Genomic DNA, 20,390 nt, shown 5'->3' on the forward strand with positions numbered 1-20,390 from the left:
GAGCATGTATCACAAATCAACGGGCTACAAAGTATTCAGCCTTTTTAACCACACGTTTCTTATTATTTTGTCCTTGCTTTGCATTTTGCCGCTCATGCACGTGCTTGCGGTGTCGTTCAGCGGCAAGTCCGCGGCGACCGCCAATATCGTCAACCTGTGGCCGGTCGACTTCACGTGGGAATCGTACGAGAAAACGATCGACAATCCCGCGTTCGTCAGGGCGCTGTTCTACTCCGTATACCGGACCGTACTCGGAACGGCGATCGGCATGGCCGTCATTATTTTTGCCGGATACGCGCTATCCAAGCGGAATGCGGCATTCAAGTCCCGCAACGTCTATATGTGGTTCTTCGTCTTCACGATGCTGTTCTCGGGCGGCCTGGTGCCGGGCTACATTCTCATTACCGAGCTGCAGCTCATCAATACGATATGGGCGCTCGTCCTGCCGGGGGCGCTCAGCGTCTACAATATGATTCTGCTCATGAACTTCTTCCGCACGATTCCGGCGGAGCTGGAGGAAGCGGCGCTGATCGACGGCGCGGGGCTGTTCCGCATCCTGTTCAGCGTCCATCTGCCGGTCTCCACGCCCGCGCTCGCGACGATTACGCTGTTCACCCTGGTCGGGCATTGGAATTCCTGGTTCGACGGGCTGATCTACATGATGGATACGAAAAAATATCCGCTCGCCACGTTTCTGCAAACCGTCGTCGTCCAGCAGGATTTCAGCAAGATGAGCATCAATCCCGAGGATATGGAAAACTTGTCGCAGCGGACGGTCAAAGCGGCGCAAATTTTTATCGGAGCGCTGCCGATCCTGCTCGTGTATCCGTTCCTGCAAAAGTATTTCGTCAAAGGGATCGTGCTTGGCGCGGTCAAAGAATAATAGGGAGTGATAGAGCGTGGAAACTTTCGAATTGCCGCTTGGACGGTTTCATTGCGGAGACGGTACGAGGCTGCAGCTGCCGGGCGATCACGGATTTCGCATGGAAACGCCGCCGGAAGGCGGAAGCGTTCGGCTTGATGCGGAAGCGTTGCCGGCGGGCGTATGGGCGGAGTACGGCTACTTATCCGCAGACGTCTACCATGAGTCGCATGACGTGCTCGTCGTTTTGTTCTCATTCGCCGATCGGGACGGCCGTTCGATCACGGTCCATTACGGCGTATTGCCGCGGGCAAAGACAAGAATCTGCCTTCCGCTGCGGGCGCTGAACGGAGAGAAGCTGTTTCTGGACCGCTTTCCCGGCGTCCTGCAATCCGTGCTGCGCGGGGACGCGTTCGTGGACCGGGGCGATATCGCGCGGTTCTCGGTCGAGACCATCCCGTCGGTCGCGCCGAGAAGCCTGAACGTCTCGGAGCTGGTATTGAGCCGCTCCGTCCCGTCCTTTCCGTACGATAAGACGCCTTATATCGATGAGCTTGGGCAGTGGGCGGACAAGGAGTGGGAGGGCAAGACGGGCTCGCCCGAAGAGCTGGTCCTCTCCTTGACAGAGGAGTGGCGGCGCTCGCGGGAGGACGGCGCCGTACGAGCCGAATACGGACGTTACGGCGGCTGGAAGGGGCTCAGGTTCGCCTCCACCGGTTACTTCCGGACGGAGCATGACGGGCTGCGGTGGTGGTTCGTCGATCCGGAAGGCTGCGCCTTGTTCAGCGCCGGCATGGACTGCGTCCATCCCGCCGAAGCGATGCGTACGGGCGGCATGGAGCATCTGATTCCGCCGCTTCCGGACAAGGGCGGGGAATACGGAGACGCCTGGCTGGCCCGCGGCTACAGCTTCGGCATCGCCAACCTGATCCGTGCCTTCGGCGACGAATGGCACGGGAAGTGGGCGGAGCTTACCGAATACCGGATGAAGTCGTGGGGAATGAACACGATCGGCAACTGGTCGAGCCCGGCGTTCATCCGCCATTCGGACCTGCCGTACGTGTATCCGATGGAAGGCTTTCCGGCGACGGAACAGACGATCTTCCGGGACTTCCCCGACGTGTTCAGTCCGGCGTACGAGCGCGGCGCCGCCGAATTCGCGGAGCAGCTGCGCGCGTTGCGGGACGATCGCCGCCTGATCGGCTATTTTATGCGGAACGAGCCGCATTGGGCGTTCGTCGACGGCCTGGACTTGACGGAGCAGATGCTTCGTTCGCCGGTCCGATTCGCCAGCAAGGCGCGATTCGTCGAATGGCTGAAGGAGAGGCACGGCGACGTCGCCGGTTTAAATGCCGCTTGGGGAAGCGCTCTGGAGCGGTACGAGGATTTGCTTGACGGGGGGCGGCTCGAGAAGTGTCCGGACAGTCCGGGACGGAAGGCGGACTTCGCCGCGTTCAACCGGCTGATGATCCGGCGCTACGTGGAAGTGCCGGCGACGCATTGCAAGCAGGCGGATCCGAACCATTTGAATTTGGGGATGCGCTACGCATGGGTCGGAAGCGACGACGTGCTGGAGGGGTGCGAGCACTTCGACGTATTCTCCATCAACTGTTATCAATTCGAGCCGTCGCGGGAGCTTATCCGCCATGTCGCCGAACGGCTGAACAAACCGCTCATGATCGGCGAATTTCATTTCGGCGCGGCGGACGCCGGGCTGCCGGCTTACGGCATTCGCGCCGTGGCCACGCAGGCGGACCGCGGAGCGGCCTACCGGCATTTCGTCGAGCAGGCCGCTTCCATCCCGGAGCTGATCGGCGTCCATTACTTCCAGCTGAACGATCAGCCGGTACTCGGCCGCTTCGACGGCGAGAACTACCAGATCGGGGCCGTCGACGCGTGCCAACAACCGTACCGGCCGTTCGTCGAGGCGATGAAGCTTGCGCACGGGCGGATGTACGAGATCCGCATCGGCAAGCTGGAGCCGTATCGCGATTGCCCGGCCGAGATTCCGAAGACGGGCTTTTGAATGAGCATGGATGCAATAAAAATACGTGATCGATCAGCCGGCCGCCGCGCCGGCTTTTTGCCGTCCATTCCATCCCCTGCCAGGCTTCCGTTGTAAAAAAACGATCGCAGCCCGCATATAAGAATAGTATCGGACCTGCTCCGCGCGAAAGGGAGGGCTGCCTTCATGTGGACCGGCTGGAGGAAGAAGGTCAGTTTTAAAAGCAAGCTGCTGATCGGGATCTCCTCGATCATTTTCTTCACGGTCAACCTGTCCGGCCTTATCTCCTATCTCACCCACCTGCGGCTGTTCGAGGAGGAGGTTACGGAACAGTATGTCAAGGCCAGCGAACAGGCGATGATGCAGCTGGAGCTTCGCATTATGGAGATGTACCGGATTTCGAACTATATCGCGTTCAATCCGACAATCGAGAAAATCATGACGAGACTGTCCTCCCCGGGGGAGGAGGTATCGCTCGCGGATCGCCACTTCGATCAGGAGCGGATCGCCGAGCAGCTCCGGCAGGTCAAGTTCGACGCCCCGCAGCTGCTCTCGCTATATTTATACGATTTGACCGGTACGAACTATTATTACAGCCTGATGAAGGAAGCGGTCGAGCCGCTCGGCGAAGCCGCTTTCTGCGACGTGTACGGCGCCCTGGCTTCTTCCAACGGGGAATTGGTATGGATGCGAAGAGCCATTCCGAGCCAAATCGAGAAAAGCGGGTACCGGGACGTCATTATCGCGTCCCGGTGGATGAAGGCCGGTCATGGCAAAACCTACGGATTGCTCGTCATGGTCATCGACGAACCGTTCCTGACGCGCTCGTTCCGGGAAATCGGAAGCGGCGGCGACGGGCGCGTCTATTTATTCGATCAGCGGGCCGCGCTGCTCTATACCGACGGGTCTGCGGAAGAGGCGGAGGGACCCGAACGGTTATTAATCGGCACGACCGGCAGTAAAATGAAAGATCAGGGGGATACGACTTATTTTTATACCTCCGCCTACTCGAAAGAAATCTTGTTCACGCTCGTCAGCCGGGTGTCGCTGTCGTATATTTTTCAAGACAGCCGATTGATCCTGAATATAAGCCTATGGCTCGGGCTTCTCAGTATTTGCTTAAGCAGCCTGCTCATTGTGCTGCTCAGCGGCCGGCTGCTGTCCCCTCTCAAGGAGCTGGTACGCGCGATGCGGACGATGAGGGAAGGGGATTTCGAAATCCGGATCCGGTCCCGTTCGAACGACGAGCTCGGCTATTTGGGAGAAAGCTTCAACGCCATGGCCGCGAGCGTCCAGGACATGATTCAAAAAGTATACGTCAGCCAGATCAGCGAAAGGGAAGCCGAGCTAAAGGCTTTGCAGGCGCAGCTGAACCCGCATTTTCTGTACAACACCTTGAACGGTCTCTATTGGAAGCTGTATTTGCAGAACGACATGGACACGGCCAATCTCGTGTTCTCGTTGTCGAGGCTGCTCAAGTATTCGTTGGAGCGCATCCACCACAGAACGACGCTTCGCGAGGAGCTGGAGCAGGTCGAAAACTATTTGCGCATTCAGGAGGCTTTTCTGGAAAACGGCTTCGATGCCCGCATTCGCGCGGACGAGGACGTCTGCGATTGCGAAATTCAGCGTCTGCTGCTGCAGCCGCTCGTAGAGAATGCGTTCGTCCATGCCTTCAAGGACCGGACTTCGTCCAAGGTGCTGGAAATTCGCGCTTGCCGGATCGACGATTTTCTGAAAATCGAAATCGAGGATAACGGCTGCGGCATGAGCAAGGAGCAGGTGGACGCGATTCTCGCACCCGGCATGGCCGGGGAACGCGACTCGCTTGGCGTGCAAAGCGTCCTGCGTCGAATTAATTTGGTGTATGGACAGCCTTACCGGCTCGAAATCGCAAGCGTCGCCGATCAAGGAACGACGGTGCATTTATATTTGCCCCTGAGAGGTGAGGAAGGGCGATGATCGGAAAACTGCTGCTCGTGGAGGATCAGGCGTTGTTCCGGAAAGGGCTCCGCAAAATGATCGAGGATCATGCCCTCGGCTGGACGGTCGTCGGCGAGGCCGAGAACGGGCAAGCCGCGCTCGAGCTGATCGAAGCGCTGCGGCCGAATCTGGTGCTGACGGATATTCGAATGCCGGGCATGGACGGCATCGAGCTGGCGGAGCGTATCCAAGCCATGCATGCGGATACGGACGTGATCATTTTGACCGGATACGACGATTTCAAATATGCGCAGATGGCCATCCGGTTCGGCGTCATCGATTTTCTGCTGAAGCCGTGCGACGATCGGGCGTTGATGGAGGTGCTGCAGAAGGCCCATCAGCGGCTGGAATCCGATTTTCGCAAAAGGGAGGAGAGGGAGGCGGCTCTTCGCTTGAAGGAGGAAGCGCTGCTGCGGGCGTTAATTCTCCGGCTTCCCGCCACCCGCGGAGAGGAGCGGAGAATGAAGGAATTGGTAATCGGGAACAGGCTGCTGCTCATTGCGGTGAACGATTATTTTCCCGAGCATAAAAATTACGGGCCGGGCGATCTGGGTCTGCTGCAATTCGCCTTGTTCAATATTTTGACGGAGCTGATGCAGCGGCGGCAGCTAACCGGACCGTTCGTTTCGCTCGAATCCGACCGATTTTGCTTCCTTGTCGAGGATGGCGGGGAGGCGAGCGCGCTCGGCGGTTTAATGAAGGAAGCGGTGCTGGCCTGTCTCGGCATCGGTCTTACGGTCAGCTTGAGCCCTCCGGCTGCGGGTCTCACCGATCCGCCTTCGTTCTACGAATCGTTCATTAGGAGCGAAGCGCCGGCGTCGAAACGGAAAGGCACGGAATCGGCCTCCTTGTCCGGCGGGACGGCAAGCAGGCATCGGGTGAAGGAGCTCCAGACGCTGCTAATCGGAACGATCCTTCTCGGGCAGCCGGATAGGCTGGAGCAGCAATTAGGCGAGCTTGCGTCCGGCATCGGCGCGCTTTCGGCCGAGGATGCCAAGATGGAGGCGCTGGCGCTTGCTTTCGCGATGAATAACGCGGCCAGGCAGCAGCTGGACCGGCCCGCCGAAGCGCCGGGCTTCGCCGAGCAGATCGAGCGGCTGCAGCGTTTGCGGTCGGGGCATGCCGCGGCGGAATGGGCGCTGGCCGAAGCGGGGAAATTCCTCTCGGAATTCGAGCATTGGAGACAGCGCAACAACGAGAGCATCGTCAGCCTTTCGCTCGATTACCTCGACGAGCATTACCAGGAAACATGCCCGTTGACGGAAATGGCCGAGCGGTTTAACGTCAGCCCGGCGTATTACAGTAAATTGTTCAAGAAGGTAACCGGCGACAATTACAGCGCTTATTTGACCAAAATCCGCATGCAAAAGGCCGTGTTTCTGCTGATGAATACGGACATGAAGGTGTCCGCCGTCGCCGCTTCCGTCGGTTACGACGACCCGAATTACTTCTCGAACGTGTTCCGCCTGCTCCACCGAATGTCGCCGAGCGATTACCGCAAGCAGTTCAAGCGTTAGTAACCGTCATGCCGTTTCGAGGGCGTCCTTGAAGCGGCATTTTTGCATAAAAATCGGCCGGTTCAAAAAATTACAGGTTTTGGTCAGGTAATTCAAGGCAGCGCTTTCAAAATACCGGTAACATAAAGGCATAAGCGCTACGGCGGCGGTTCAAATACGCAGACGAGGTGATGCAGGTGGCTGTTCGGTCAAGCCTGACGGATTCGGCGCCCCGGACGGGCAAACGGCTTAAAGCCGGCACCGTCAAGCTTATCAAGCAAAACATTCCGCTTATGATCATGTTTTTGCCGGGACTTTTGTTCTACGTCATATTCAAGTACGCGCCTATGGGCGGCATCATCATTGCCTTCAAGGATTTTAATCTTCGCGACGGCGTATTCGGAAGCCCTTGGGTCGGGATGGACAATTTCGTGCAGCTGTTCAACCAGGCGCAGTCTCTCCAAATTATCCGCAATTCGTTTATTATCAGCATTCTCAGTCTCGTCGTCGGTTTTCCGATGCCGATTCTGCTGGCCATCCTGTTGAACGAAGTCCGCAAGATGGCGTTCAAACGGGTCGTGCAGACGCTTGTCTATTTGCCGCATTTCCTGTCTTGGGTCATCGTCGGCGGAATCGTCCTATCCTTGTTCGCGTTAGAGTCGGGAACGGTCAACCGCTGGCTGGAAGGCGTGCTCAGCGAGCCCTATCCGTTCATGTACGAGAAGGTATCCTGGCTGATCATTTATTTGGGCTCCGGCATATGGAAGGAAATGGGCTTCGCGGCGATCATTTACTTGGCGGCCTTGGCGGGCATCGACCCGCACTTGTACGAAGCGGGCAGCATCGACGGCGCGAACAAATGGCAGCAAATACGGCACATCACGATTCCCGGCATCGGCACGACCATCATCCTGCTGCTGATCCTGTCCGTCGGCAAAGTGATGGATGTCGGCTTCGACCAAATTTACAATTTGCAGAACGCCGTCGTCTCCGACATCGCGAACGTCATCAGTCTATACATTTACCAAATCGGCATTCTTCGAGGGCAATACAGCCTGACGGCGGCGATGGGCATATTCGAAAATCTCGTCGGCCTCGTGCTCGTCTTGTCGGCGAACTATTTCGCCCGCAAATTCAATCAGGGCTTATGGTAAGGAGGCGCGCGGATGAAACCGACCACGGGTGAAAAGCTGTTCTACGGCATGAACTATATCGTCCTGCTCCTGCTCGGATTAAGCTGCCTGCTGCCTTTGGTGCACATTCTGGCGTTATCGATGAGCGACGCGCATTCGATCCTGTCCGGCAAAGTATCGCTGCTGCCCGTAGGCTTCACGATGGAATCGTTCCAATCCTTGTTTCAAGGAACGCGGATGATGGATTCGTTCAAAAACAGCGTCGTCATTACGGTCGTAGGAACGGCGCTCGCGATGATCGTCACGGTGCTGACCGCATACCCGCTCGCCAGAAAATATTTTATCGGGAGACGCTTCTTCCTGCTGGCCTTCCTGTTCACGATGATGTTCGGCGGGGGCACGATTCCGAGTTACCTTGTCATGAAGTCGCTCGGCATCATTAACACCTATTGGGCGCTCTGGCTGCCGGCTTTGGTGAATACGTACAATCTCCTCATTCTGCGGACGTTCTTCGTCGGGCTGCCCGAGGAAGTGGAGGATGCGGCCCGAATCGACGGCTGCGGCGAGTGGAGGCTGCTCGGCTCGATCGTTCTTCCGCTGTCGCTGCCCGTGCTGGCTACCTTGACGCTGTTTAACGCGGTCGGGTTCTGGAACTCGTTCCTGTCCGTTCTGATCTATATTAACGATACGCATCTATACAACCTGACGGTGCTCGTGCAAAACATGATTCAAAGCCAATCCGTGCTCCAGGAGGTCGTCGCCTCCCAAATGATGCAGGCCGACGACACCGCCCAAATTACGCCGGAAGGGATTAAAGCCGCGGGCATTATTACGTTAATGGCGCCGATGGTCATCGTCTATCCGTTCGTGCAGAAATATTTCGTGCAAGGCGCGCTGCTGGGCTCGGTAAAAGGGTGAAGTCGTTACAGGGGGGATGCGAATGAGCGTTTAAAAGGAGGAATACGTAAGACGGAATGGTTTTCCATCCTAACGAAAAAGGGGAATGAAGATGAAAAACACGGGTAATCCATGGATTGCGAGATGCGCGGCGCTCCTCGTCGCATTCGTTCTGCTGCTCTCCGCCTGCTCCCGGACGCCGGCCGGGCCCGAACCGGAGGACGGAACGGACGCGCCTGCGGCGACGGACGCGGCGACGCCCGAAGCGAAAAAAGATATTTCCGTAACCGTCTACGACCGCGGTTCCGTTCCCGCCGCGGAAGGAACGATCGAAGACAACCGCTGGACCAAGTGGCTGAACGAGCAGGGGCCGGCGAATGTTAAGTTCGTCGCGGTTCCGCGATTCGAATCGCAGCAGAAGCTGAACGTGCTGTTCGCTTCCTCGAGCGCTCCCGATTTGATCTTCGAATATGCGCCTCATATTAAGAACCCGTTGATCGATCAAGGGCTGCTCATGCCGCTCGACGAGCTGATCGAGGAGCATAGCACGGCGTATAAGCAGATGCTTGAGCAATATCCGGCGCTGAAGAAGGTCGGCACGAAGGCGGACGGCAAAATTTACGAGTTCGCTCGTCTGGCCGAGGTCTATCCGATCCATGCCCTTCTGATCCGCGAGGATTGGCTGAAGAAGCTGAATCTGCAAATTCCCCAAACGACGGAGGAGCTGTACGAGGTCGCCAAAGCGTTCGCCGAGAACGATCCGGACGGCAACGGCGAGAACGATACGTACGGGATCGCGATCAGCTTCCAATCCGGCCAGGTGGTCGATCAGATCTTTCAAGCGACCCGCTGGGTGGTGAAGGACGGAACCGTAACCCGCAACTGGGATAACTTCACGGCCGTGACCGACTTCAAGAAGCGGTTGTTCGATGCAGGCATAATCGACAAAGATTTCTTGAACGACAAGAACGGCGCGAAGGCGAAGCAGGATTTCGTGAACGGCAAGGTCGGCATTTATCCGCTTCAGATCAACTGGGTCGGCTTTGCCCAGAATGAACTGACCTCGCTCAAAAAGAACGTGCCGGACGCCGTCGTGACGCCGATTCCTTATCCGAAAAGCCCGGCCGGCCAGTTCAATCCCGCCTTCTCGAATCCGGTTCAAGCGACGGCCGTCGTCAACGCCGACGCGAAAAACCCCGACGCGGTCATGAAATACGTCGACTTCCTGGTGAAGCCGGAGACGGTGAACACGCTGAAAAACGGGATCGAGGGCGAGCATTGGAAGGCTGGGGCCAATGGCTGTCCGGAACCGGCGAGCATGGATAAGCGCAAGGAAGAGGTGGCATGGAACGGCGACTTCCAGATGCTGAGCAGCGCCATTCTCGATGCGGAGTGCGGCAAGCTCGAGACCGGCTTCAACCTGAGCGACCCGGTGCAGAAGGAAGGGTTCGACATGTACAAGAAAGCGATGGACATCTACACCGATCCGAGCAAACCGTATGTCGAAATTACCCATCCGGAGCATATGCCGCAGCTTCCCGAGGATATCGAAGCGATCTCCGCGCCGATGGTGAAGCCGATCGACGATACGTTCGTCAAAGGGATTTTGGGCGGGGACGGGTATACCGCCGAACAGGCGACGAAGGATGCGAAGGATACGTGGGATAAAGGAAACGGGAAAGCGATCGAGGACTGGTTCAAGCAATGGTACGAGAACGACAGCGATAACGCGTTCCTGGCAAAAGATATTTACGAAATGATGGAGCAGCAGCAGTCGCAATAGCAAGGGTTTGGAGAAAGGGACGCGCCAGGCAAGACGCGGCTGTGTCCCTTTCCCATACCTAAGGGGTTGAAAGCGTATATAAATAGAAATGGGAGGTCAACATCATGAGTTTACGCAAAATAGTCGCCTTCATTTGCATATGGTCGTTGTTAGCAACCCTTGGATTCCAGGGGCTTGCCGTACAAGCCGAACAAAGCGGGTTCGTTGATGAAATGGATAACTTCGCTCTCGTGCACCAGCGCTCGAATATACGGATCGAGAAAGCCGATCAGCACTATTTCGGGAACGATGCCAGCCGCATGGTCCGCAACACGACGGCCGCCGGCCATATGCTGTACAAAACCTCGGCGCCGATCGACTCCTTCACGGCTTACAGCTATTCCTTTATCGGCGCGGGCATGCCGCTGGTCGGGCATCGCTTCTATGCTTCCGCCGACGGCTCGGCCTTCACCGAGGTGAGTCCGTCAATCTTCGGCTCCGGCGCGCCGGTGAACAATTGGCAGCTCGTCATATACGAGGACGCTCAAGTGCCGTCCGGCACGCTCTATTTGAAAATCGAGTTCATCGGAGAAACCAAAGCCTGGACGCCGCAATTATCCAAGCTGGTCGTCAACCAGAACGTCGGCTCGGTCGTTGCGGACCCGCCGACCGGCCTGATCGGCGATCAGCCGCTTACCGTTGCCTTGAGCTCGGCCACCTCGGGGGCTTCCATTTTTTATAAGCTGAATGACGATGTCGAATATCGCGCGTATACGGAGCCGCTGTCGCTTGCCGCGTTTACTTCGCTGGACACTTATGCGACCAAGGAAGGACTCATAGCAAGTCCGGTCAAAACCTACAAGTACTATGCACAAGCGGATATGCTGATCGACCGGTACGGTCAGGTCAAAACGGCCGATTTTCCGATGAAGGTGACAAGCGACGCGCAGTTGCAGGCAGACGTTGCGTCGGATCAGGCCTATTACGACGGTCTTGCGATTCCGTCCGACTTCGATGAGCTTGGCGGTTTAAAGGGCAGCAAGGAAGAGCTTCAGCTGGAAGCCACAGGGTTCTTCAATATCCAGCAGGTAAACGGCAAGCCGATCCTCGTATCGCCGAGCGGCGCAGCTTATTTCAGCCTCGGGATGAACGGGATTACGAACAATGAAACGTTCACTCTGCTCAAAGGCCAGGAGACGAAGTTCGAATGGGTGCCTCCTTATAACGGCGAATATGGGGGCGCGTTCCAAGGCTCGCAGGACGTCTTTTCGTTCTACATGGCGAACAAATACAGGAAAACCGGGGCGATGCCGACGAATGAGGCGTTTTTCGCGGAGGCGGTCGACCGGCTCAAAAAATGGGGCTTTAACAGCGCGGGCGCGTGGGGCTCGGGAGCTTTGTCGAAGCAGAACGGATTGCCGTATACGCTCGTGCTTCCCCTCAACGGGATGAGCAAGCCGAGCGAAATTAAAATATTCGACATCTTTGCCGACGACGCGGAAGCGAGGATCGATAGCGCCCTCGCCGCATCGGTGCCCGCCTTGAAGGACGATCCTTTGCTGATCGGGTATTTTGTCGACAACGAATACCATTACGAGAAGTTTTTCACCGCGGTTCCGAAGCTGAAGGCGAGCAAGACGGGAATCAAGAAACGGCTCGTTCAGATGCTCCAGGAAAAGTACGTCGATATTGCGGCCTTCAACGCAAGCTGGGAGACCGATTACGCAAGCTTTACGGATTTGAACGAAGCGGAGCTGTATATCGACACTCCGGCGGCCGGCAACGATATCGAGAACTTCTTCCGATTGTATTTGGACACGTATTACAGCACGGTCAAGCGTCTCTTTGAGAAATACGATACGAACCATTTGCTGCTCGGCGACCGGTGGCTTACCCTGCCGATGATGAATACGAAGATTCGGGGCATTCTGGCCGAGGAAGCGGGCAAATATATGGACGTCATCAGCATTAACCACTATGCCCCTAACCTTGACGTGACGATGCTGAACGAGATCTACACGAAGTCGGGCGGCAAGCCGATCATGTTAAGCGAATGGAGCTACGGCACGGCGGAGCAAGGGCTCGATCCGATCGTGGCGGGAGCGGCCGCGAACGAACAGGAACGCGCTTGGCGCTACCGCAATTATGTCGAAGGAGCGGCTTCTCTCGGCTATATCGTCGGTACGCATTGGTTCGACTACGTCGACCAGGCGGCGACCGGACGCTGGTTCGAAGGGTTAACCGGGGAACGCTACAACACCGGATTGATCAACGTGGCGGACCGGCCCTACAAAACGTTCCTGGACGGCGTGATGCAGACGCATCATGACATTTACGCAGTGATGTTCGGCGAAAAAGAACCTTTCTTCCACGATTTCGGCGACGAGCCGCCGGGCGGCGGTACGGGGAATAATCTGACGATCGACATCCCTTACACGTCCGTGCCGATTCCGCTCGACGGGGAAATAAACGGCTATCCGGAAGGGGCCGCAGGAAAAGCGACGCTTACGGCCGACAATCGGGTCGGAGGCAGCGGCGGAGACGACATTACCGCGGATTACGCCTTCGCGTGGGATGAGCAGCATTTGTACGTGACCGCCCAAATTAACGAACCGACGCCGATGATGAACAATAACCCGAACAGCAACGTATGGAAGGGCGACGGGGTGGAATTGTTCTTCGGTCCGAGCGAGCTTGAGCAGATCGGCCCGCTGCTGTACGACGACCGGCAGATCATTATGAGCGCGGGCCCGGGGGCTGAAGGGCAATCCGATTTCTGGTTATGGTTTAACACCGGACGCCAGCGTCCGATCCAGATGTTCAGGAAAGCGGCGGCGGACGGCCAAGGCTATGTGCTCGAAGCCGCAATCCCGTGGGAAGCGGTGCGGATGCAGCCGGCGAGCGGCCGGGAATTTCTGTTCGACTTCGGGTTTAACGAGAGCGAAGACGGAAACAGCCGGAAGCGGCAGTATGAATGGAACGGCACGAACCGGAACAACCTGGATCGCGGACTGTGGGGCAATGCCAAGCTGATCGGCGCGAGCGACGGAGCCGGTCCCGTCGTGACCGTAACGGGAGTCGAGGATGGCGGCGAATATACGGATCAAGCGACGCCGGCCGTGTCCGTCGAGGAACCGGATGGCGGAAGCGGAGTGAAGCAGACGTCGATCCGGTTAAACGGCTCGGATTGGCTCAGCGGCACGGCGATCACGGAGCCGGGCGCTTACGTGCTGACGGTAGAAGCGGAGGATCACGCGTCCAATCAAACGGTACGGCAAATTTCTTTTGCGGTGTACGCTTCCACGATGCTTGCCGCCGCGCAAGCAAGCGGCGCGTATAGCGATCCGGCCATGCTGGCCGCGACATTGACGGACCGGAACGGCAGCCCGATAACCGGGGAGACCGTGTCCTTCCTGGTGGACGGCGATCCGGCGGGGACGGCCGTAACCGATGAACAAGGGACGGCGGAGCTCGCGTATTCCATTCAGCTTGGCGCGGGATCGTATGCGGTGGAGGCCGGATATGCGCAGAGCGAGAGCTTATATTTTCGCGGCTCGTCTTCCCAGGCGTCGCTTACGGTATCGCGCGAAGATTCCGACCTTGCTTATGAGGGCAGCCGGCTCGGAGCGGCAGGTCAACCCGTTACGCTTGCGGTTCAAGTATCCGAACCATCGGATGGCAGCCAAGGGACGCTGGGAGGACTGACGGTTACCTTCTCGGTATACGCAATCGAGCCGGACGGGGCCATGACGCAGATTGTCCTTCCGACGGACGCGGCAACGGCCGTAACCGACGCTGCCGGTCTTGCTTCCGCCGAGGCGGTGCTGCCTGCAGGATTATATGAAGCGAGCGCCTCGCTTCCAGACAATCCTTATTATATAGGCGCCGGCACGGCATCTCGCCTGGCCGTGGCTGGCAAAGCTCCCAAAGAGCTGAAGGTGAAAGGGCATGTGGAGCTTCCGTCAGGGCCCGGGCTTGACGACGATTGGAAGGAGAAGCTTCATCTGGACGTGGAGTTCAAGAACGGCGTTCAAAAGCAATGGACCTTGAAAGCGAACTCCGGCAAAAAGATCGGCGTGCAATCCGAGTGGATGGCTGCCGCAAACGGAAAAGCGTATATGCAAGGCTCCTTCCTCCTGAACGGGGAAGCGTATACGATCCGAATCATGACGCAGGAAGCGAAAGAAAACGACGGACGCGTCAGCATTCAGGCATGGAAGGGGCAATCGGACGGTCTCCCCCCGGATTATGAGCTTCTTCATGCCGAGTTCAAAGGAACGATCAAAATCAAGTGACCGTTTTATACGCCCGTCCCGCAGCCTCTGCGGGACGCTTTTTATTTTGACAAAGAAAGTCGGGATACGACACCAAAATTCGATATTCATTTCGAATAATATAATCGTATAATGTTATTCGAAATGAATAATATTTGAAAGCTTTCCTCATTTTTACGGGAAAGCAACAAAAAGAGAACAGGAGAGGTGTATTCGAATGAAACGACGGTGGATTTTTTTCGTCGGGGCAATGTCGCTGATGCTGATGCTGCTGTCGCCGCTGCAGGTAGCGGCCGCCGACGAATGGAGCTCGGAGGTGCTCCTTCACGAGTTTAACGGAACGATTCTCGACTTTGACGAGAGCCGGATCGTATGGAAGGAAGCCGGTGATAAGAAGCTGTGGCTGTTTAACCGCGCGGATGAAAGCGAGGTAAAGGTATACGATGCCGCCGGGCCGAACGATAAGATCCATTCGGCGAAGCTGTCCGCGGAGGGCGTCGTCTTGACGATATCCAATACCGACCCTAGCGGATGGCCTACTTATCATTCCGTTTATTATTGGAAGGACGGCAACGTTCAAAATCTGATCGAAGGCAGTTACCCGTACGGGGATGTATATGATGTGAAAGGGAATTTTGCGGTATTCAATAACCGCGTGCTGGATTTGGCTACGGGACAGTCCCGCAGCTTGCCGAATTCGGGCTTTCAAAATACGAATCGCTTCGATCTGTCGGCTGACGGAACCGTCGTTTATACGGATCCGACTTACAGTTCGGACCTCTACAAGTCTCTTCCGGACGGTACGTTGACGACGCATGTGCTGCCTAACGGCTATTTAAGCTACGGCGGCCCTTTGACGGACGGAACGAACACGATCTACCGCGTACTCAAACGGTACAGCAGCGGATACAAGTGGTTAATCCGGTTTCGTGACGCCGACGATAATATTACCACATTAGCCCTGAATCCTTTTTATGGCCATTTTTTCAACTCTAGATCGGGCTATCAGATCAATAACGGCTGGATTGCCTATAGCGAGTATAATAAAGCGAATGATAATTTGGTTCTATATGTCCGTTCGCCGGAAGGCGAGATCAAACCGATTGCCGAAACGCCTCCGCAGTCTTGGAAACAGTCGTGGTACTATAGAAGCAGTCTTACCATCAATCAGTTAGGTGCGGACGGATCGATGGTTTATACGGTGTACTACGGGAATTTGAAATACGGCAAAACATTCCTTTATTCCGCTCAGTCGGATACGCATTTGCGCGTGTCGGGCGGTCCGGCGGAGTTCCGATACTTGAACGGAGCCTGGTACCGGCTGGCCGGCAATTCGCTGTACGCCATTCAACAATAGGATCCTATTCTCCGCAGCCGCAGGCGCCCCGGGAAAGCGAATGTATTCGCTCCCGGGGCGCCTTCTTCTATCGGAGAACGATTCTTTCGGACAAGAAGGAAACCGGGCGGACGGTTATCGAATAAGTTTCTTGGAAGAAACGCGCGAAGGAGGAGAACGGAGATGCCTGAGGTGAAGTGGACGAGGGATACGCTGGAGGAATGGTTGCATGATAGGCCGCCGGAAGACCGGCGGATGTACGCGGAAGAGGGAGCGGCGACGGATTGGCAGGCGATTGCCGCTTCGCCGCATTACGCGGAAATGGCGAGAGAAGTCGAGGAGGAGGGAGGCCGTCTGCTGGAAAGCCCGATACCCGAGCTGACGCCGGAGCTGTACGGGTTGTTCGAGAAGACCGGCAACCGGCTGACCTTCGAATCGGTCTATTTCGAGCGGCGGCGCCGGCTGACGGCCTTCGCCCTGCTGCATTTGCTGTATCCGGGCGAAGAGACGTACCGGGAGTCGCTCGTCGAAATCGTCGAGGCGATCCTGATCGAGCCGACCTGGTGCCTGCCTGCGCATTTGAAGGGGCAGGCGATCGACCGCCATATCGATCTGTTCGCCGCCGAGACCGGCTTCGCGCTATGCGAAATTGCGGCGATGACGGGCGACGGGCTGCCGGAGAGGCTCCGGCAGGCGATGCTCGAACAGGTGGACAAACGTTTATTCGTTCCTTATTTGAACTTCGGTCCGTATCACTGGGAAACGGCGGAGCATAACTGGTCGGCGGTATGCGCAGGCTCGATCGGCTCAGCGGCGCTTCTCGCCGAGCGGGACCTCGGACGGACGGCGGCCATCGCGGAGAAGGCGCTCGGCAGCATGGGTCACTATTTGTCCGGCTTCGGCGCCGACGGCGCCTGCCTCGAAGGGCCGGGCTACTGGAACTACGGCTTCGGTTATTTCGTTTATTTCGCGGATCTGCTCGCCCGCGCGACCGGGGGGAGGGCGGATCTGCTGGGGGACGATAAGATAAGGACGATCGCCCTGTTCCAGCAGCGCTGCTACCTTGCCGGCAACCGGCCCGCCAATTTCTCGGACGCGGTGCCCGAGGTGAACGTCCATATCGGCTTGTCGGATTATTTGGCTTCGCGATACGAGGAGGCCGAGCATCCGCCGCTTGCGATAAGGGCAAGCTTCACCGACGATCATTGCAGCCGGTTCGCCCCCGCTCTGCGCAATTTTATTTGGTTCCGGCCGGATGCGGAGAGGGATGCCGGCTGGCGGCCGGGCAGCTGGTACTTGCCCGATGCCCAGTGGCTCGTCTCGCGCACCGTCTCGCCTGCGGGAAGCTTCGGCTTCGCGGCGAAGGGCGGGTCGAACGGCGAACCGCACAACCATATCGACGTCGGCCATTTCATCCTGCTGGCGGACGACGATCCGGCCTTCGCGGCCGACCTGGGCAGCGGCGAATATACCGCCGATTACTTCGGCGGCGGACGGTACGCCTACGACTGCACGGGACCGCACGGCCATTCGCTTCCGGTCGTCGGGGGCCGGGAGCAGGCGGCGGGAGCGGATCGCGCCGCCGCCGTGCTCGAAGCGCATACCTCCGGTGACGAGGACAGGCTGGAGCTCGAGCTGGCTGCCTGTTACCCAGGCAGCGGTCTCGCCTCGTTCAGGCGGCGGTTGACTTGGCGCAAGACCGGCCTGCCGGTTCTCGAGCTGAACGATGCGTTCCGGTTTGCCCGCGAAGGCGAACCGGTCACGGAGGTCGTCATTACGAGGTGCGAGCCGCAGCTCGTCGCGGACGGGAGCGTCCTGCTGCGGGGCGTCCGCCACGCCGTCATGCTCGAATTCGATCCGGGGCGATACGGCATTTCGACGGAGGAGCGCCGGTATTCGAATCATTACGGAAAGGAAGAGCGCTATTACCGCATTCTGCTAACGGTTAACGAAGAGGGCGCCGGCGGGTTGGACGTGGCGATGCGCTTCGCTTTTCAGGCATGAGCGTTATCTTATAAGGGCTGCGCCGCAAATCCGGGTCAAGGGCTGTCCCTATAGGTCTATATTGGCCTCCGGGACAGCCCTTTCTTTTATCGTCCGTCATGCCTATTTTTGGAAAAGGCTGATGTTCGTTTATTCGCGGCATAGGTAGCATGCATAGAGTGTACAATCATCTATGCCGTCCGCGCCAGCGCGGCATGCCATCTCTGCGAAAAGGCGAGTGATCACCCTGTACAATTCCGCGCAAGACCCGGAACCGACCGAGCCGTCCCGGCCATACCAAGCGTCTGTGCTGCAAACGTATGGCATGCTGCCGGTATCTTTCATCCCGAATCGTGGCCAAATCGAGCATCGGCTGCGCTATTACACGCATGGCAGCGGCTTTCGGTGCGCGTTCGCATCGGAAGAAGCGTTGTTCACGTTTTACGAATCGTCCGACTCCCGCCATCGACCCGGACTTAGAGGGTTTAATCTGACTTTGCGCTTCCTCGGCGGAAATCCGGATTGCCAGCCGGAAGGGCAAAGGGAGGAAGAGGGGAAGGTCCATTATGTAAAGGGCAACGATCAGCATAAATGGATGAAAAATTTGCCGGTTTACCGCGAAATCGCGTACCGGGAGCTATGGCCGGGCATCGATTTGGTCTTTCAAGGCGAGAGAGGCAGGCTCAAATATGACGCGCTGCTGGCGCCGGGCGCCCGCGTCGACCGAATTGCCCTTGCTTTCGATGGGGCGGAAGCGATCCGGCTGGACGAACTCGGCAATCTGCTGATCGAAACGCCGTTCGGCGCGTTGACCGACCTGAAGCCGGTTGCGTACCACGAATGCGATGGCGCCCGGCAGCCGGTGGCATGCCGCTTCGTTATCCGTTCGGCGGACGGCGGGCAGACGGCGGTCGGATTCGAGCTTGCAGCAGGCTATGATCCGTCTCTGCCGCTTGTCATCGATCCGATCCTGCTTTACTCCACCTATCTAGGCGGAATGGGCGAGACACAAGGGCATTCGATCGCGGTGGACGCAGCCGGCAGCGCTTATGTCACCGGATTTACGAGAGCGGCTATGTTTCCGACGACGGCCGGCGCTTTCGAAACGACGTTTCAAGGCGTGGACGACGTGTTCGTCACAAAGCTGAATGCGGCGGGTACGGCTCTGATCTATTCGACGTTTCTTGGCGGCAGCGATATTGAACAGGGGCTGGGAATTGCCGTGGACGCAGCCGGCAGCGCTTATGTGACCGGGAGAACGTCCTCGGCCGATTTTCCAGTAACCGCCGGCGCCTATCAACCGATGATTGCCGGCGCCGCCGATGCATTCGTAACCAAATTCGATCCTACCGGCTCGACGCTTCTGTATTCCACGTTTCTCGGAGGGTCCTCGCCGGACGGCGCGAGCGGCATTGCAGTTGACGGAGCGGGAAACGCCTATATCGTAGGCACGACCGATTCCTCCGATTTTCCGGTGACCGCCGGCGTCCTCCAAGGGATGCTGAACGGTCCGCAGGATGCCTTCGTAACGAAGCTGGATCCGGCGGGGGCGAGCCTCGTCTATTCGACGTACATCGGGGGAAGCGACGAGGAGATCGGAAGCGGCATCGCGGTCGATTCGGCCGGCAACGCCTATATTACGGGGGATACAGAGTCCTCCGACTATCCAACGACGGCCGGCGCGTACGATACGACGTACAACGGCGCGACCGACGCCTTCGTCACGAAGCTGAACGCGACCGGTACGGCGCTCGTCTATTCGACTTTCGTCGGAGGCGCCTCGTTCGATACGTCGGCGGGTATCGCCGTGGACGCCTCCGGTAACGCCTACATTGCCGGCGGGACCGGCTCGGCCGATTTTCCGACGACGCCAAGGGCATTCGATCCGACGTTTAACGGTTTCTCCGACGGCTTCGTCACGAAATTGAACGCAGCAGGCTCGGGTCTGGTTTATTCCTCATTACTGGGCGGAAACGTAGACGATCAATGCCTCGGCATCGCCGTGGACGCCTTCGGCAACGCGAACGTGACCGGACTGACCAATTCCTCGAACTTCCCCGTCACGCCGGATGCCTTCGAGGATACGTATAACGCGGACTTGCCGGGCGAGGCGCCGGACGCGTTCCTGACGCGGTTCAGCCTGACCGGTTCGACGCTGCTGTTCTCCTCCTATTTAGGCGGCAGCAGCCTGGAACGCGGGACCGGCATTGCCGTGGATGCGGAGGGCAGCGCTTATGCGATCGGTTTTACGTTCTCCTCCGATTTTCCCGTCACGCCGGGCGCGTTCCAAACCTCGGAGACGGGGGTTTCAGACGCCTACGTCGTGAAGATTGGCAAGATCGGCCAAGGACCGCCGGGGCCGCAAGGTCCGCAAGGTCAGCAGGGGGTGCCGGGCCAGTCCGGAGCGAGAGGTCCGAGAGGGCGCAGGGGGCCGCGGGGAAGGAAAGCGGCCATCAAGAAGCGCAGGAAGCGGAAATGCCCGGTCCGGCGCCGGAAGAAGAAGCATTGTCCCGCAAGAAGTAGGATCGTGACGGATAAGGTAACGGTCGTCAAAATCATCGGCGATTAGGAAAGTACGGCAGCCGCCGGAACGTTAAGTTTCCGGCGGCTGCCGATATGATTAGCGAATGCGTGCGGCACGCCGCTCGGCAGCCGTTCG

11 protein-coding genes are annotated in these 20,390 nt (G+C 57.9%); all 11 read left to right on the forward strand.

Annotation, left to right across the window (positions count from 1 at the left end; translation table 11 throughout):
* Nucleotides 1-4 precede the first annotated feature (4 nt).
* A complete protein-coding gene (locus IDH41_RS01935; protein WP_190857800.1) occupies nucleotides 5-883 on the forward strand; it encodes a carbohydrate ABC transporter permease in 879 nt (292 codons plus the stop codon).
* A 16-nt stretch (nucleotides 884-899) separates the two neighbouring features.
* Nucleotides 900-2,888, forward strand: coding sequence for a beta-galactosidase (locus IDH41_RS31885; RefSeq protein ID WP_190857801.1), 1,989 nt, complete (start codon nucleotides 900-902; stop codon nucleotides 2,886-2,888).
* A 165-nt stretch (nucleotides 2,889-3,053) separates the two neighbouring features.
* On the forward strand, nucleotides 3,054-4,829 hold the full coding sequence (locus tag IDH41_RS01945) for a cache domain-containing sensor histidine kinase (protein ID WP_190857802.1): 1,776 nt from the start codon (nucleotides 3,054-3,056) through the stop codon (nucleotides 4,827-4,829).
* Nucleotides 4,826-6,367, forward strand: coding sequence for a response regulator transcription factor (locus IDH41_RS01950; protein WP_190857803.1), 1,542 nt, complete (start codon nucleotides 4,826-4,828; stop codon nucleotides 6,365-6,367). Before IDH41_RS01945 ends, IDH41_RS01950 begins: the two co-directional genes overlap by 4 nt.
* Nucleotides 6,368-6,537: 170 nt before the next feature.
* Nucleotides 6,538-7,500: an ABC transporter permease gene (locus tag IDH41_RS01955; protein ID WP_190857804.1), complete on the forward strand. Its 963-nt coding sequence runs from the start codon at nucleotides 6,538-6,540 to the stop codon at nucleotides 7,498-7,500.
* Between the two features lie 12 nt (nucleotides 7,501-7,512).
* Nucleotides 7,513-8,397 (forward strand): carbohydrate ABC transporter permease, encoded by an 885-nt coding sequence (locus IDH41_RS01960; RefSeq protein ID WP_190857806.1) that lies wholly within the window; start codon nucleotides 7,513-7,515, stop codon nucleotides 8,395-8,397.
* A gap of 91 nt (nucleotides 8,398-8,488) precedes the next feature.
* Nucleotides 8,489-10,159, forward strand: a complete 1,671-nt coding sequence (locus IDH41_RS01965) for an extracellular solute-binding protein (protein ID WP_223829370.1) — start codon at nucleotides 8,489-8,491, stop codon at nucleotides 10,157-10,159.
* A 104-nt stretch (nucleotides 10,160-10,263) separates the two neighbouring features.
* Nucleotides 10,264-14,433, forward strand: a complete 4,170-nt coding sequence (locus IDH41_RS01970; protein ID WP_190857809.1) for a sugar-binding protein — start codon at nucleotides 10,264-10,266, stop codon at nucleotides 14,431-14,433.
* A 196-nt stretch (nucleotides 14,434-14,629) separates the two neighbouring features.
* Complete coding sequence (locus IDH41_RS01975; protein ID WP_190857812.1) at nucleotides 14,630-15,769, forward strand: hypothetical protein; 1,140 nt, start codon at nucleotides 14,630-14,632, stop codon at nucleotides 15,767-15,769.
* A gap of 162 nt (nucleotides 15,770-15,931) precedes the next feature.
* Nucleotides 15,932-17,752: a heparinase II/III family protein gene (locus tag IDH41_RS01980; protein ID WP_190857813.1), complete on the forward strand. Its 1,821-nt coding sequence runs from the start codon at nucleotides 15,932-15,934 to the stop codon at nucleotides 17,750-17,752.
* 217 nt (nucleotides 17,753-17,969) lie between these two features.
* On the forward strand, nucleotides 17,970-20,300 hold the full coding sequence (locus tag IDH41_RS01985) for a DUF7948 domain-containing protein (protein WP_190857815.1): 2,331 nt from the start codon (nucleotides 17,970-17,972) through the stop codon (nucleotides 20,298-20,300).
* Nucleotides 20,301-20,390 lie beyond the last annotated feature (90 nt).

It is taken from the genome of Paenibacillus arenilitoris (assembly GCF_014705655.1).
In the GTDB taxonomy this organism is placed as follows: Bacteria; Bacillota; Bacilli; order Paenibacillales; family Paenibacillaceae; genus Pristimantibacillus; species Pristimantibacillus arenilitoris.